Origin of the sequence: Eggerthella sp. 1_3_56FAA (assembly GCF_000185625.1) — a bacterium.
Lineage (GTDB): Bacteria > Actinomycetota > Coriobacteriia > Coriobacteriales > Eggerthellaceae > Eggerthella > Eggerthella lenta.
The window spans coordinates 65,306-80,001 of the sequence record NZ_GL622580.1 but is presented as its reverse complement, the minus strand read 5'-3'; the positions used below and the strand labels follow the sequence as shown (position 1 = coordinate 80,001).

The following is a 14,696-nucleotide window of genomic DNA, read 5'->3' as shown; positions in this document are numbered from 1 at the left end:
GCCCTGAGCGGCGTCAAGAGGGAACGTACGTAAAGGAGGAGAGATGGAACAAGCCAGATTGTCACGGCGAGACTTTCTCAGAGGAGCGGGGTTAACCGGAGCTGCGGCAGCGGGCATGCTCGCGTTTCCCGGAGCAGGCAAGGCGTTTGCGGACGACGGGGCTGCCGATGCGCAATCAACGGAGGCGACGGATTCAGGCAACGAGTATTCCAAGGCTCTGGGTGACGATGCGTCGCTGTGCCCTCTGCGCAAGGCTGATTTTCCCGGTCCGCGCGGGCCGATCGCGTTCGAGGATCGTGATATCGCCGAATCTGAGATCAGCTCTACCGAGGAGTGCGAGGTTCTCATCATCGGCGCCGGCATCGGCGGGCTGATGGGCAGTTTGAAGGCGGCCGAGGAGGGCGCGAAGGTCATCACGTTGGAGAAGATGACCGAGGGACGCTCGGCGTGGGAGAGTTTCGGCGCGGTGGGCGCGAAGTTCCAAAAGGAGCAGGGGATTGATATCGATCCTGCTCAGCTGCGCGATGAGATCTACCGTGCTGCGGATTGGCGCGTCGACCCCTGCTCCATCGAAACGTACGTGAACCGGTCGGGCGAAGTAGCCGATTTCTGGCAGGATATGCTCGACAAGGGTGGTTCGGGTTGGCAGCTGTACAAGTTCGACCAGGCGCCGAACTACAACGGTTTCCCCGTCATCGACAGCTACGTCAACTTCAAGATGCCCGAGGGTGTCAGCACTACGTGGCTGTTCGGCCTGTACGTGTGCAAGGAGCTGCGCGCGGTTGCCGAAACCTACGACAACCTGGAGATTCGCTATGAGATGCCCGCCGTGCAGCTCATCCGCGAAGACGGCGGTCGTGTGATCGGCTGCATCGCTAAGAACGGCGACGGATACGTGCGCATCAACGCATCCAAGGGCGTGTTGCTGGCCACGGGCGGCTACGACGCGAACCCTGAGATGATGCAAGCGTGGGTGCGCCCTGAAGACTACGAGTCCTCTGTGTGGTGGAATCCCAGCTGGGGAACCACAGGCGACGGCCACATGATGGGCCTCAGTATCGGCGCGGACATGGACTCATTGCCGCATCCGGTCATGAACTTCAGCAACGCCACCCCGTCCACGTTCGTCGAGAAGCGCGTGTACTTCCCCGGCGCTATGAACTACTCGATCATCGTCACCGAAGAGGGCAAGCGCTTTGTGAACGAGAACCAAGCGCGCCAGTACATGTCGAACGCCATCAACGTGCAGAAGCGCCGCGGCCATCAGTGTTTCCATATCTTCGACCAGGCTATGATCGCCTCTGCGTTGGAGAAGGAGCCGAGCGCCGAGAAACAGCTTGAGCGCGACGAGGCCAAGGGCCATCTGTTCCGCGCTTCGTCCTTGGGCGAGCTAGCGTCTAAGGCGGGCATCGACGCCGCCGCCCTTGAGGAAACGGTGGCGCGCTACAACAGCTTCTTCGAGGACGGCTTGGAGCGCGACCCCGACTACTACCGTTACACGGGCAACAACAAGCCTTTCACGGGTGAGACGTACTATGCCTTGGTCACGAACAGCGTCATCCTTGCCACGGTGGGCGGCCTCACCATCAACGGCGACACCCAGGTGCTGGACAAGGACGGCAAGGTTATTGAAGGACTCTATGCCACGGGCAACGTGTCGGGCAACTTCTACGCAGGCAACTACCCGCGCCATATTCCCGGCACGTCGGTGGGTCGTGCGGCGACGTTCGGCTACGTGGCGGTAGAGCATATGTTGAAAGGAGGCCAGGCATGAGTCGGTCTACCTTGCGTCTGGACATTATGATTGCCCTCGTGGCGGTTGCGTTGGTGGCGGTGTTCGCGATAGCGGGTTGTGCGCCGCAACAGGCCGATTCCGGGTCGAGCGAGGGTACGAAGACCCAAACGGTGTCGAGCGAGGCGGGCGCCTACGTTTCCGACGAGCAGTGTCTCAGCTGCCATGGCGGTAGCTACGAAGCGCTTGCCGAGCGCACTGCTGACCTGGGTGATTGGAATCCGCATGATTCCCTGCACGGCGGCTACAATGCATGCGTGAACTGCCACGAGAAGGACAAAGAGATCACGTTCAACTACTGCGAGAACTGCCATGTGTACGCGCCTGACGAAGAGGTGCTGTACTAGCAACGCGGTTCTTTCCCTCCCTTGAAGGGCTTCGTCGCGTTCGCTGCGCCGAAGCCCTTTCCTTATGCACTTCAGCTGACGGGCACGTACAGAGTTTCGATGTCGCTTCCGAATCCGTCGAGATTGAGGAAGGAGGGGAAGAGGATGATGTCGTTCCTCACTCGATAACCGTGGCTGTCGAGGTGTTCGAACAGGCTCGTGAACGTTTCCTTCTGCACGCTTTCCGTTCGGGTCGCTTGTCTTCTAAAGCGAATGCATTTTCCCAAGCAGAGGCGCTTTACCTGCTTTCGCGCCCCTTCGTCAAGGCGGTAGCTCTCGTGTTCGGGCATGGTCATGACATAGTCGGGGTTGACCGTTGGGCGGTTGTCCAGCAGGTCGTCTCGCTTGATGATGCGTGCACAGCTGGTGATGCTCAGAAGGTTGTAATACTGCGAGATCGTTTTCTCGTGCTCGAGCGAGACATGGAAGTCTCGTCCGTATGAAGAGTTGATGTACACCTGATCGGCGGCATCCACCAGTTCGAACTCTAAACCAGGTTCAGACTGTATCGCGCCAAGGGTGCTTTCAAGCCGTCTTAGTCGGTACGCGATCAGGTCGGCTTCGTGCATGAGCTTTTCTTGTTGATGCAGCAGTGACCGCTCGAACTCTTCTGTGCCTTGTTTCGCGTCGAGCATAGCGACCGCTTCATCGATGCTGAACCCGTATTGCAGCAGCACACGAAATGCGTTTGATTTGAAGGCATCTTCGGGGGTGAATACTCGGTAACCGTTTTCCTGACGATCCGAGAGAATCAAGCCGTGCTTCTCGTAGAAACGGATCTTCGATTGCGGCAGGCCTGTCATGGCCGAGAATTCCTTCATCCGGTACATGCTTCCCCTGTTCTCCATGTAACGTGGCGATGTTGCTCCAATATAGCATACGCGGTGCGGCTTTACGGTGTATCCGATTTCCAGGCTGTGCGGCGGCGAAAAGATGGGTTACAATGTGCCGTTCCTCGAAATTGGAGAAGCTCGAAAGGCAGCGGCGAACTCATGGAATCAGAAGCAACGAACCCCTCTCTCGACCTCAGTGAAGAACGTGCCGGAGCGCCGATCGGCAAAGATCCGAAGCGCACGGGCCGCGACGATAAAGTCAGCCGCATGGGTACGGCGTCCATTCCGCGGCTTATCGTGGAATTCGCCATCCCTTCTATCCTGGGCATGCTGGTCAACGGTGCGTACAACGTCATCGACTCCGTCTTCCTGGGGCAGGCCATGGGAGAGATCGGCCTTGCCACCGCCACGGTGGCCATGCCCATCATGACGGTGTTCATGGCTATCGCCATGCTCGTGGGCAACGGCGGCAACGCGCTGGCGGCGCTGCGCATGGGCGAGGGCAACCGGGTGGAGGCCGAGCGCAGCCTGGGCAACACGGTGTGCTTGTCTCTCGTGTTCGCGGTGATCGTGGCCGTGCTCATGCATATTCCCGCCTGCGTCAATGCGCTGCTCGGCGTGTCGGGCGCCACGGCGGAGGATTGGGAGTACGCTCGCTCGTTCATCCAGATCATCTCGCTGGGCTTCGTGTTCCAGTGCATCGGCATGGGCGTGAACAACTTCATCCGTACGGCCGGCGCACCGAACCGCGCGCTGGGCACCATGATCATCGGCGCGGTATCGTGCACGGTGTTCAACTTCCTGTTCGTCATGGTGCTGGGCTGGGGCGTGCAGGGCAGCGCGCTGGCCACGGTGTGCGGCCAGGCCATCTCGTGCGCCACGGTGCTGTGGTACTTCATCGTTACGAAGAACGTGCCCATGAAGCTGCATCTGCACTACCTGCCGCTGCATCTGCGCACGGTGCGGCTGATTCTGTCGCTGGGTCTGGCCAGCTTCGCCGTACAGGCGGGCATGGCCGTGGTGAACTTCGTGCTGAACAATCTGCTGAACATGTACGGCGCCATGAGCCCGCTGGGGGCCGAGGGGGCGCTCGCGTCTATCGGCGTGGTGCAGCGCGTGGCCATGTTCGCGGTGCTGCCGCTGATCGGCGTGTCCATCGCCATCCAACCGCTGCTGGGCTTCAACTACGGCGCGCACCTGTTCGAGCGCGTGAAGAAGACGCTATGGTACGGCATCTTCGGGGCGACGGGCATCGGTTTGGCGCTGTGGGCGCTCGTGCATCTATTCCCCGAGCAAATCGTCGGGTTCTTCGGCATCACGAACGAATCGCTGCGCGACTTCACGGTGTTCGCCCTCAAGGTGCAACTGCTCATGCTGCCCTTCATCGGCTTCCAGATCGTGGGCTCGAATTACTTCCAGGCAACCGGGCAGCCGCTCAAGTCCATCTTCTTGTCGCTGACGCGCCAGATACTGTTCCTGGTGCCGCTGCTCATCGTGCTGCCGATGGTGCTGCCCAGCTGGTTCCCGCAGTTCGTCAGCCTCGACGCGCTGTACTTCGCCACCCCCGCGGCCGACTTCCTGGCCATCTTCACCACGGTGGTGTTCATCGTCTTAGAGATGGGACGCTTGAAGAAGCTCGAGAGCGGAGAACTGAAAGCGAAGTTCTAAGCCGCTCGTATCGCGCATCCAGATTGTCACCCTTGCTTAAACCCCGCGGTTCACAAAACTGCGGGGTTTGCTTATAGTGCGAGGCTGCTGAAAACGAAGGATCGTCCTGGAAGAGGAGCGGAGCATGGAAGCAAACAAGGTGAAACAGGGTTCTATGGGGACATCGCGCACGCGCTCGATCGCGTTCGTCGCGTTGACTATCGCCCTTTTGGGCGTGTCCGCATGGGTGTCCATCCCGATCGGGCCGGTGATGCTGACGCTGCAGATGTTCGCGGTCATGTTCGCAATTATGGTGCTCACGCCGAAGCAGTGCATGGCTTCTATCGCCGGCTACCTGGCGCTAGGAGCTATCGGTTTGCCGATGTTCTCAGGCATGCGCGGCGGTATCGGCATGTTGATGGGACCGACGGGCGGATACCTGTGGGGATTTCTGCTGGCTGCGGCGGTTGCGCTGCTCGTTCGCGAGGGTCTGAGGCGTGCGATAGGCGAGAAGGGGGTTTCGGGTCCGATGGCGATCGTGGTCGACATGGTGGCCTGCTTGGCGTTCATCATCGTGACGTACGTGTGCGGATGCTTCCAGTACGCTGCTGTGGTAGGCGTCGATTTGGCGGCAGCTTTCATGGTGACCATCGCGCCCTTCGCCGTGCCCGACTTGCTGAAGGCGGTGGCCGCTGTGCTATGCGCTCGCGCTGTGCTTCGAGCTCTGCCCAAGCGGTAGGAAACATCGATCACCAAACGAAACGGGCGCCTTCGGGCGCCCGTTTCGTTTGGTGATCGATGGCAGAGGGACGTGGTCGATATCTCATCCCTCTGCCATGCTCGCTTGCTGATTTACGCTTCCAGCAGCACCGCGCCGGAGGTGAAGCCGCCGCCGAATGCGACGAGCACCACCTTGTCGCCGCGCCTGATGCGGCCGGCGTTGTACGCGTCGCATAGAGCCATAGGCAGGCTGGCGGCCGACGTGTTGCCAGTGTGGTCGATGGACAGCTGGAAGAAATCCATCGGGCGCCCCAGCTTCTTGGCGGCGTACTTGATGATGCGCTCGTTCGCCTGGTGGGGCACGATGCAGGCGACGTCATCCAGCGTGAGGTTTGCGCGGTCGAGCGCCTCGTGCACGGCCGTGGTCATGGCCTCGGCGGCGAACTTGAACACCTTGGGGCCGTCCATGCGCAATACCTGGCGCGGTTCGCCCGCGTCGACGAATTCGGTAATGCCCAGCTCGGCATCGATACGGGAGAGCGATGCGTCTTCGGGGGCTTCGGGCGACGCGCCGTCGATGTCGAACGGCAACGGGGCGTCGTAGGCAAACGAGCAGGTGAGCGCGTTCGTGTCGTCGTCGGCGTTCGTGATGAAGCTGCTCATGATGCCAGGTCGGTTCTCGTTCCACTCCAGCACCGCCGCGCCAGCGCCGTCGCCGAACAGCACGCAGGTGTTGCGGTCGCTCCAGCCCGTCACGCGCGTCAGGCGCTCGGCTCCCACCACGAGCGCGCGGCGAACGGGGTTGCGGCCCGCGGCACCGGGCGCTCCGGCGGTCGAACCGGCCATCATGCACTCGGCCACGGTCAGGCCGTACACGAAGCCCGTGCAGGCGGCGTTCAGGTCGAACGCAATGGCGTTCTCGAGACCAAGGCGGCGGCGCAGCAGCCCGGCGGCCGAAGGCACCAGCACGTCGGGCGTGATGGTGGCGTAGATGACGAGGTCGATGGAAGCGGGGTCGATGGCCTCGTCGCCCTCGCGCCAGCCGCCGTCGGCAAGACCCAGCGCTTGGCGGGCAGCGGCTTCGGCCAGATCGGTAGCGGTTTCCTCGACGGCAACGTGGCGCGATCTGATGCCCGTGCGCGTGCTGATCCATTCGTCGTTCGTGTCGACGAGCGCTTTCAGCTCGTCGTTGGCCACTTCCAGCTTCGGGAGGGACTTTCCGCATCCGATGATCGTGCTGCCCATGCTGCTCCGTCCTTGGCCGCGCTTTCGAGGCGCGCCTTCAATGCTTTGATAATCAAACTAAATGGATTATAGCAAGCGCCCGCCATCCCGTGTGCGAAACCCAAGCGACCTTCACAAAGGGCGGGCGATGCGTGCCAAGCATGGATGGGCGGTGCGCCGACGTGGGCGCGAACCGGTACCCATGACAATGTTATCCATGGCAAACTCATGCAGTAATGGTCCCAAGATTTTCCGACCTGGGCATATAGCGATCGTATTGTCGATGCCTCAGTGCAAGACGTTCGAAAGCTTCGAAGAAATTGTCATGGCTGCCCCTTTGCGCCCACTTTTTCGCTCGCCCTATCAAGAGGCCGAGCGGGCGTGCTACTTCGCGGCGGCAACCAGGGCTTCGAACAGCGGGGCGTTGTCGTCGAGGTACTCAGGATGCCACTGCACGCCGAGGTAGAAGCGCCGCGATGGGTCCTCCAAACCCTCGACCAGACCGTCGCCGCTGACCGCGCTCACCTGCAGCGGGTCGGCCACGCAGGCGATCGCCTGGTGGTGCATCGTGTTCACCAGCAGCGAATGCGGCGCAGGCGCGATGCCCTCCCAGCTCGTTTCGAGCGATGCGGGCCATCCCGTCTTGCAGCCTGGTACCATGCCCTCGCCCGCGCCGTCGCACAGCACCCGGTCCAGCACGCTGCCCGGCGCGATGTCGACACGCTGGCGCACGACGTCGTAGGGAGGCTTCTGCTGATGCGCCGCGTCGGTGAGCCCGCAGGCGTGCACGTCCTGGTACAGCGCGCCGCCCAGCGCCACGTTGAGCACCTGCATGCCGCGGCAGATGCCCAGCGTGGGCAGATCGCGCTCGTGGGCAAGGCGCGCCAACTCCAGCTCCAGGGCATCGCGTCCATCGAACACGTTCACGGTTTCGGCCAGGCGCGCTTCGTCGCCGTACGTCGCCGGGTTGAGGTCCCCGCCGCCGGCCAGCACCAGGCCGTCCAGGCGTTCTACCAGTTCGCGCGCCGCTCGACGGTTCGCATCCGCGCCGCCCTCCACGGGCGGCAGCAGCACGGGCACGGCGCCGGCGGCGGCCACTCGTCGCACGTATTCCACCGTCACGCGCTCGACGGGGACGATCTCGTCCTTCTGCTCCTCTTCAACGTACGTGGTGGTGATGCCGATGATCATGTCGCTCGCCCTCCGGTCGTCGTCTTCCTGCCAGCAGCATACGAAAAAGCGTCCCGTCGAGAGTCGACGCGCGAGGAATCCACAAAAGTAAAAGCAAAGGGTAGGGGGCGAGGATAGCGGGATGCCGGCGGCGTAAGAAGAGAACAGCGGCAGCGAAAGATTGGCACGCTAGTTGCTAAGTCGAAGGCCAGAGACGGTTGTCGCCCCGCCCCGCGCGGACGACGCACGATACGGGATCAGGACACAAGGAGGAACGCATATGAAGTCATCGGATCGCCCCAAGTTCGGCAACTTGCAGAACTTGAAGGTGCTCAACGCCGGCGCGGTCATCGCGGCGCCGTTCGTCTGCGAGCTGTTCGCCGAGCAAGGCGCCGACGTCATCGAGCTGGAAAGCACGGTGGCGCCCGACATGTACCGCATGTACGGCGACGCATGGTCGGTCGACCGTCGCAACCAGCGCATGATCACGCTGAACATCCCCTCGCCCGAGGGCAAGGAGATCCTGCTGCAGATGGTGAAGTGGGCCGACGTGCTGGTGGAGTCGTCGAAGGGCGGTACCTGGGAGAAGTGGGGCCTTACCGACGAGGTGCTGTGGGAGGCGAACCCTGCGCTGGTCATCTTGCATATTTCCGGTTTCGGCAACTGGGGCGACCCGGACTACGTGCGCAAGGCGTCGTTCGACCCCATCGGCCAGGCGTTCTCGGGCTATTCGAACCTCAACGGCTTCCCCGACAGCCCGCCCAGCGTGACGAAGCCCTTCACCGGCGACTTCATGACCGGTCTCATGGGTGCTTGGGCCACGCTTGCCGCTGTCATCCGCGCGCGCGAGACGGGCGAAGGCGAGTCCATCGACTGCTGCCAGTTCGAGGCGCTCGTGCGCCTGCAGGGCGCCACGCTGTCCGACGGCATCAACCACGGCATACAGCCCATGCGCATCGGCAACGAAGACCTCGTGGGCGCGTGCGCCGGCGCGCAGAAGTGCAAGGACGGCTACTGCCAGGTAGCCGTGGGCGGCGCCGGCCCGGTGAAGAAGCTCGTCGAGTTCTTCGGGTTCGCCGACGATCCCGACTTCCAGCCGCTGGGTACCTACCCCTCCATCACGCGCAAGCCCGGCTGCAAGAGCCTGGACGAGCCGCTGCCCGACCGCGCTGCGAAGTTCCGCGCCGCGCTGGACAGCTGGTGCGAGAAGCACACGGTTGAGGAGGTCAACCGCATCTTCGGCCAGATGGGCGTGGCGGTGAGCCCCCATATGACCTACGAGATGATGCTGAACGACCCGCATTACCAGGCGCGCGAGGTGTTCGTCGACTGCTACGACGAGATCACGCAGAAGACGGTCAAGCAGGTGAACATGATCCCGCGCTTCAAGAAGCATCCCGGCAAGATCGTGCGCGGAGGGGCGAAGTACGACGCCGACACGCAGGACGTGCTCGAGGAATTCGGCTATTCGGAAAAGGAGATCGAGCTGCTGTACGAGAAGGGGGTGCTGCGCAAGGGCGAGTAGCTCGACGGCGGACGGCGCGGTCCCGGCGCGTTCGAGCAGGGGCCGTGCCGCCGCGAGAAAAGAGAGGGGAACCCTCTGGCGCCCTAACGATGGCACGGATTTTGCATATCGCTATGGCGTTGGGGATTCTCAGGTAAAACAAAGGAGGCACTATGGGAACTGAAACAATGAAGGGCAGCAACTACGCATGGGCGATCGCCATCGCCTGCGTAGCCTTCTACGCCATCCCCTTGGGCGTCGTGGCGAACCAGGCCGGTTTGTTCGCATCGCCCGTCATGGAAGAGTTCGGCTGGTCGCGCACCGACGCGACGCTGTACATGTCCATCCAGCCGTGGGTGGCGGCCATCTGCACGCCGTTCGCCGGCAAGCTCATTTCCAAGTTCAACCCTCGCTGGGTGATGACCGCCGCGGCCGCCGTTTTCGGCTTGGCATCGCTTGCCTGCGCTTGGTTTACCGAGCCGTGGCAGTGGAACGTGTACGGCGTGCTGTACGGCGCGTCCGCCGCGTTCTGGATGTACATCGCCACGCCGACGTTCATCAACCGTTGGTTCGCTAAGAGCAACGGCACCGTCATCGGCGTCATCGGCGTGTGCGCATCGCTGCTGGGCGCGTTCATGAGCCCGGTCATCCAGGGCTGGATCAGCGGCTATGGCTGGCATACCGCCCGTATCATCATCAGCTTGATCGCGCTCATCGCGTCCGTCGTGCTGACCGCCGCGCTGCTGCGCGAGTCTCCCGAGAAGATGGGCGTGCTGCCCTGGGGCTACGGCGCCGCCGAGGTTGCGTCCGCGAAGTCCGAGGCCAAGTCCGTCATCGACGTCGCTGCTGACGAAGGCGCTACGGCCGCGCAGGCTCGCAAGAACCCGGCGCTGTGGCTGCTCATCGTCATGGCGGGCTTCTTCGTCATCGCCGCCGGCATGATGCAGCAGTTCTCGTCCTACGCTTCCACCGGCGCGCTGGGCGCGGCCGTGGGCGCCATGGGCGTGACCGTGTGCATGATCGGCCAGCTGTTCGGCAAGTTCGGTCTGGGGTGGCTGTGCGACCATACGGGCGCCCGCGTCTCCGGCGTGGTCGCCAGCATCTTCGGCGCCGCCGGCATCGCCATCGTGCTGTTCAGCGTCGATAACGCCATGATGTTCTACGTGGGCGTGTTCCTGTTCGGCATCGGCTTCGCCGCGCTCAACATCGTGCCGCCCATGGCGTGCCGCCAGGCGTTCGGCCAGAAGGACTACGCCAACATCTTCTCGATGGTGGCCACCGGCCTCAACGTGTTCTCCGGCTTCTCGGCGCTCATCTACGCGCAGATCTTCGACATCACCGGATCGTTCGCCGGCTGCTTCTACCTCATCATCGGCTTCTACGTGGTGACGCTCATCTGCTCGCTCGTGATCGTCCCCATGGGCCGTCGCTCCTGGGCGAAGAAGTAAGCTCGACCGCAAACGCGAATCGCACAGCGGGCCGCCCTCGGGCGGCCCGCTTGCGTTGCGGGGGCGTGTAGCGAACATTGTCGCCCCAAAAACACGGTTTCGTCGACAATTCTGTGTTTTTGGGGCGACAATGCTTCCGCTGGGCTTGCTTAGGATGATGCGAAACCCTCAAGTCTCACAATGAAAAGTCCTCAAGTCTCACAACGAAAAACCCTCAAGTCTCACAATTGGAAAAACGTCCTGGAATGGGATTCCCTTCCAGGACGTTCTCGCATGCCCGATTTATGAGGCGCCGGACGCCTTACCGGTACCAGTCCATGACCTGCTTGTAGAGGGGGAGGATCTGCTGGCGCTGGTCGCGGAAGGCGGCTTCGGCGGCGTGCAACTCGGTCGTCGTGTCGTCGGTCGCATCGGCCACGTCCACGCTCAGGGCCTGTTCCAGGCGCTTGCGCGCCTGCTTGTACGCGCTTTTCGCGCCGTGCCCCATCTTCTTCTTCGCCGCGCTGTAATAGTCGTTCGTCGCGCCGATGAGCGCGTAGCAATCGAGCATCTTCTGGATGAGGTCGCGCGTGGCCTGGTCGTCGGCCTTATGCTCGTCCGCGTCGGCCAGCGCCCGCCGGACGTCGTCATGGGCCACTTCGTCTCCGGCCGTGAACACGACGATCTCGGCGTTGCTGCGGTCGAGGTTCGCGGCCGATACGGTCAGCATGCCCGCTTCGTCGATATCGAAGCGAAGCTCGATTTGGGGCACGCCTGCGCCGCTCCACTTGATGTTGCGCACGCGGATGCGGCACAGCGGGATGTTGTCGCAGGCGAGCGGACGGTTTCCCATGAGGATGTGGAACTCGGCGGCCAGCTGGAACGAGTCGGCCGTGGAGAACATAGCGGTTGCGGTATGAGGCAGGCGCACGCCGCTGGGAACCGCTTCGGACACGTATCCGCCGGGCAGCTCCACGTTGAGCGCCAAAGGCAGGACGCCGTCGGGCGCATCGACGTGGATGCGCGCCTCCGGCTCTTCGATGCGCACCAAGTTCTTGTAGACGTCGGAATCCTTGTTCGCCATGACGGCTCCTTCTGCATCGGTCGGGTACGTCTCGATCAACCACTCGCAAATATCATGCCATGTTGGCATCAAATTTGCAGGTGAACCTTGCAGTCGCCCGGAGGCGGCGCTGTCGAGAAGGAGGAACCGTATGAAAGCTCAAGATTGCCCGAAGTTCGGTCCGCTGCAAGGGGTGAAGGTGGTCAACCTCACCATGGCCATCGCCGGGCCGTTCGCCTGCAGCCTGCTAGCCGACCTGGGCGCCGAGGTCATCGGCGTGGAAAGCCCGCGCGGCCGCGACACCTCGCGCCCCACGAACCAAGCGTTGCAGGGCTGGGGCACGCAGATGGAGCGCCGCAACACGCGCTCGCTGTGCATGAACGTGAAGGACGGCGCGGGCCGCGCCTGGTTCTTCGAGCTGCTGAAGCAGGCGGACATCCTCGTGGACGGCTTCCGCGGCGGCCAGATGGCGAAGTGGGGCATGACCGACGAGGCGCTGTGGGAGGTCAACCCGAAGCTGACCATCGCGCACATCTCGGGCTTCGGCCAGACGGGCGACCCGGCGTACGTGTCGCGCGCCTCGTTCGACGGCATCGGCCAGGCCTACGGGTGCTTCATGGAAATGAACGGGTATCCCGACCGCTTGCCGGTGCTCGCGTTTCCCCAGGTGTCGGACTACTACGCGGGCTTCATGGCCAGCATCGGCGCGTTGGCCGGCTACATCAACGCGCAGCGCACGGGCAAGGGCGACAGCGTGGACGTGGCTCAGTACGAGGCCATGCTGCGCTGCGAGGGCTTCTACGCGCTGAACTACCTGAACACGGGCGCGCTGCCTGTGCGCGAGGGTTCGCACAGCACGTCGAGCGCCGGCTACGGCACGTACATCTGCCAGAACGGCGTGCCCATCTACACGCTCATCCTGGGTCCCGGCGTGGTGCGCGCGGCGCTGCCGCTGTTCGGCCTCGAGTACGGCAGCGAACTGTTCCCCGAGGGCACGCCGGTCATCTCGTTCGGAAGCGAGGCGGGCAACGTGCTGGAGGAGGCGATGGAGGCGTTCTTCGGATCGCACACCGCCGAGGAGGCCGAGCGGCTCATGCTGGAAGCCGGCGTGCCGTGCAGCCGCATCTACACCTACGAGATGGCGGAGCGCGACCCGCACTACCAGGCGCGCGAAAGCTTCACCGAGTGGAAGAACTCCTACGACGACGAGTCGATCCGCGGCGTGAACGTGGTGCCGCGCATGAAGAACAACCCGGGGCAGATTTGGCGCGGCATGCCGCTGGTCGGCGCCGACAACGAGGACATCCTCGAAGAGCTGGGCGCCACGCCCGACGATGTCGCCAGCCTCTACGACGAGCAGCTCCTCAAGAAGGAGAACGGCCCCTTCGGCTAAACGAGGAACGGGACAAAGGGACGGGGATCGATGTCTTGTCCCCCGTCCCTTCGCTTTTCCGAGCGGCCGATCGAATAAGACGGTAGTCCCGCCCCTTGCCCCATCGAGCGAGGCGGCACCTTCCCGGTCTCGTTCCATCCCATGATCGCGTCAGCTTGGCACGGTATTTGCTCCACGTCTTTCATCGGAAGTTTCAGGGGATTTGAGACAAGGAGATGAGGACATGGGCACTGCGCGTACCAAAGGAGCCGTGTGGGCTTGGCTCGTCGTTATCGGGTGCATCGGGTTCTATTCCATCCCAACCGGCATTATCGGCAACACCTCGGGCATTTTCGTGGCTCCGGTGATGGACCAGTTCGGCTGGACGCAAACCGACACCACCATGTACCGCACCATCCAGCCGCTGGTGGCCGCCGTGTGCGCGCCGATAGCCGGCAAGCTGATGGAGAAGTACAACCCGCGCTGGATCCTCGCGGCGGTTTCGGCGGCCTTCGGCCTGGCATCGTGGGCGAGCGCCTACGCCACCGAGCTGTGGCAGTGGAACCTCTACGGCGTGGTGTACGGCGTGACGTCGGCGTTCTACATGTACCTGGCGGCTCCGGTGCTGATCAACGCCTGGTTCAAGAAGAGCGCAGGTTTGGCCATCAGCATCACGGCGGCGACGCTGTCCATCTTGGCGGCCGTTGCCAGCCCCATCGGCCAGGAGCTGATCAACCAGTTCGGCTGGCAGACGGCGCGCGCGGCGCTGTCCATCGTGACCACCGTGCTGTCGGTGGTGCTGACGGTGGCGTTCGTGCGCAAGAGCCCCACGGTCATGGGCCTGCTTCCGTTCGGCGCGGGAGAGCAAGACGATGCGGCCAACCAGTCCGCAGCCCCCGAGCCCGACGAGGGCGCCACGGTGGCGCAGGCCATCAAGTCGCCCGGCCTCTACCTGCTCATCCTCGTGGCCTGCATCTTCGTCATGTGCGCCGCCTTCTTCCAGCAGATCCCCGCGTTCGCCGCGCACGGTGCGCTGGGCGCGAGCGCAGGCGCCATGGCCGTGTCCATCATCATGGTGGGCGGCGTGGTGTTCAAGCTGGTGCTGGGCGCGCTCAACGACAAGATCGGCGTGAAGTACACGGGCATCATCGCCGCATCGTGCGGCGCCATCGGCATCCTGCTGGCCTACATCGCGGGCGAGAACGTGGCCCTGTTCTACGCGGGCATGGTGGTGTTCGGCGGCGGGTACGCGGGCCTCACGGTCATCGCGCCCATGCTGGCGCGCGCGGCCTTCGGATCGCTCAACTACTCGCAAATCTACAGCTGGGTATCCACGGGCATCTTCATCGCAACGGCCGTATCGTTCTTGGTGTACGGCATGATCTACGACACCACGGGCTCGTTCGACCTGTGCTTCATCCTGGTCATCGGCATGTACGTGCTGGCCGTCGTGCTGGTTCCCGTCACGCTGGCGGTGTCGCAGAAAGCTTGGAAGCGCCGCGGAAAGTAGGCATCGCACCTGTCACCCACGATCGCGACGTGGGCGCCGCCACCCCTG

Annotated in this window: 12 protein-coding genes; 8 read left to right on the top strand and 4 right to left on the bottom strand. The window is 63.1% G+C overall.

What is annotated here, in order from left to right; all coding sequences use genetic code 11:
• The first annotated feature begins 43 nt into the window (after positions 1–43).
• Positions 44–1,774, top strand: coding sequence for an FAD-binding protein (locus HMPREF1023_RS05775; protein ID WP_009305255.1), 1,731 nt, complete (start codon positions 44–46; stop codon positions 1,772–1,774).
• The gene (locus tag HMPREF1023_RS05770) at positions 1,771–2,139 is read left to right on the top strand and encodes a cytochrome c3 family protein (RefSeq protein WP_009609084.1); all 369 of its coding nucleotides are present in this window, start codon (positions 1,771–1,773) and stop codon (positions 2,137–2,139) included. Before HMPREF1023_RS05775 ends, HMPREF1023_RS05770 begins: the two co-directional genes overlap by 4 nt.
• 71 nt (positions 2,140–2,210) lie before the next feature.
• Here the strand turns inward: HMPREF1023_RS05770 and HMPREF1023_RS05765 are convergent, their stop codons facing one another.
• Complete coding sequence (locus HMPREF1023_RS05765; protein ID WP_009609047.1) at positions 2,211–3,008, bottom strand: MerR family transcriptional regulator; 798 nt, start codon at positions 3,006–3,008, stop codon at positions 2,211–2,213.
• 162 nt (positions 3,009–3,170) lie between these two features.
• Here HMPREF1023_RS05765 and HMPREF1023_RS05760 point away from each other — a divergent pair, with 162 nt between their 5' ends.
• Together HMPREF1023_RS05760 and HMPREF1023_RS05755 are read left to right on the top strand one after the other, a co-directional pair.
• Positions 3,171–4,679 (top strand): MATE family efflux transporter, encoded by a 1,509-nt coding sequence (locus HMPREF1023_RS05760; RefSeq protein WP_009305252.1) that lies wholly within the window; start codon positions 3,171–3,173, stop codon positions 4,677–4,679.
• A gap of 124 nt (positions 4,680–4,803) precedes the next feature.
• Positions 4,804–5,397, top strand: a complete 594-nt coding sequence (locus tag HMPREF1023_RS05755; protein ID WP_009305251.1) for a biotin transporter BioY — start codon at positions 4,804–4,806, stop codon at positions 5,395–5,397.
• A 113-nt stretch (positions 5,398–5,510) separates the two neighbouring features.
• Here HMPREF1023_RS05755 and HMPREF1023_RS05750 read toward each other — a convergent pair whose 3' ends face one another.
• Positions 5,511–6,623: a 3-oxoacyl-ACP synthase III family protein gene (locus HMPREF1023_RS05750; RefSeq protein WP_009305250.1), complete on the bottom strand. Its 1,113-nt coding sequence runs from the start codon at positions 6,621–6,623 to the stop codon at positions 5,511–5,513.
• A 363-nt stretch (positions 6,624–6,986) separates the two neighbouring features.
• Complete coding sequence (locus HMPREF1023_RS05745) at positions 6,987–7,793, bottom strand: gamma-glutamyl-gamma-aminobutyrate hydrolase family protein (RefSeq protein WP_009305249.1); 807 nt, start codon at positions 7,791–7,793, stop codon at positions 6,987–6,989.
• 259 nt (positions 7,794–8,052) lie between these two features.
• On the opposite strand from HMPREF1023_RS05745, the gene HMPREF1023_RS05740 reads away from it, so the two are divergent.
• Together HMPREF1023_RS05740 and HMPREF1023_RS05735 are read left to right on the top strand one after the other, a co-directional pair.
• Positions 8,053–9,297 carry a CoA transferase gene (locus tag HMPREF1023_RS05740; protein ID WP_009305248.1) on the top strand — a complete coding sequence of 415 codons (1,245 nt, stop codon included), beginning with the start codon at positions 8,053–8,055 and terminating at the stop codon, positions 9,295–9,297.
• 152 nt (positions 9,298–9,449) lie between these two features.
• Complete coding sequence (locus HMPREF1023_RS05735; RefSeq protein ID WP_035578657.1) at positions 9,450–10,724, top strand: MFS transporter; 1,275 nt, start codon at positions 9,450–9,452, stop codon at positions 10,722–10,724.
• A gap of 301 nt (positions 10,725–11,025) precedes the next feature.
• On the opposite strand, the gene HMPREF1023_RS05730 is transcribed toward HMPREF1023_RS05735, so the two are convergent.
• Positions 11,026–11,787: an Hsp70 family protein gene (locus HMPREF1023_RS05730; RefSeq protein WP_009305246.1), complete on the bottom strand. Its 762-nt coding sequence runs from the start codon at positions 11,785–11,787 to the stop codon at positions 11,026–11,028.
• A gap of 130 nt (positions 11,788–11,917) precedes the next feature.
• Between HMPREF1023_RS05730 and HMPREF1023_RS05725 the strand changes: the two genes are divergently transcribed.
• Positions 11,918–13,159 carry a CaiB/BaiF CoA-transferase family protein gene (locus HMPREF1023_RS05725; RefSeq protein WP_009305245.1) on the top strand — a complete coding sequence of 414 codons (1,242 nt, stop codon included), beginning with the start codon at positions 11,918–11,920 and terminating at the stop codon, positions 13,157–13,159.
• Between the two features lie 223 nt (positions 13,160–13,382).
• Positions 13,383–14,648, top strand: a complete 1,266-nt coding sequence (locus HMPREF1023_RS05720; protein ID WP_009305244.1) for an MFS transporter — start codon at positions 13,383–13,385, stop codon at positions 14,646–14,648.
• The last annotated feature ends 48 nt before the right edge of the window (positions 14,649–14,696 follow it).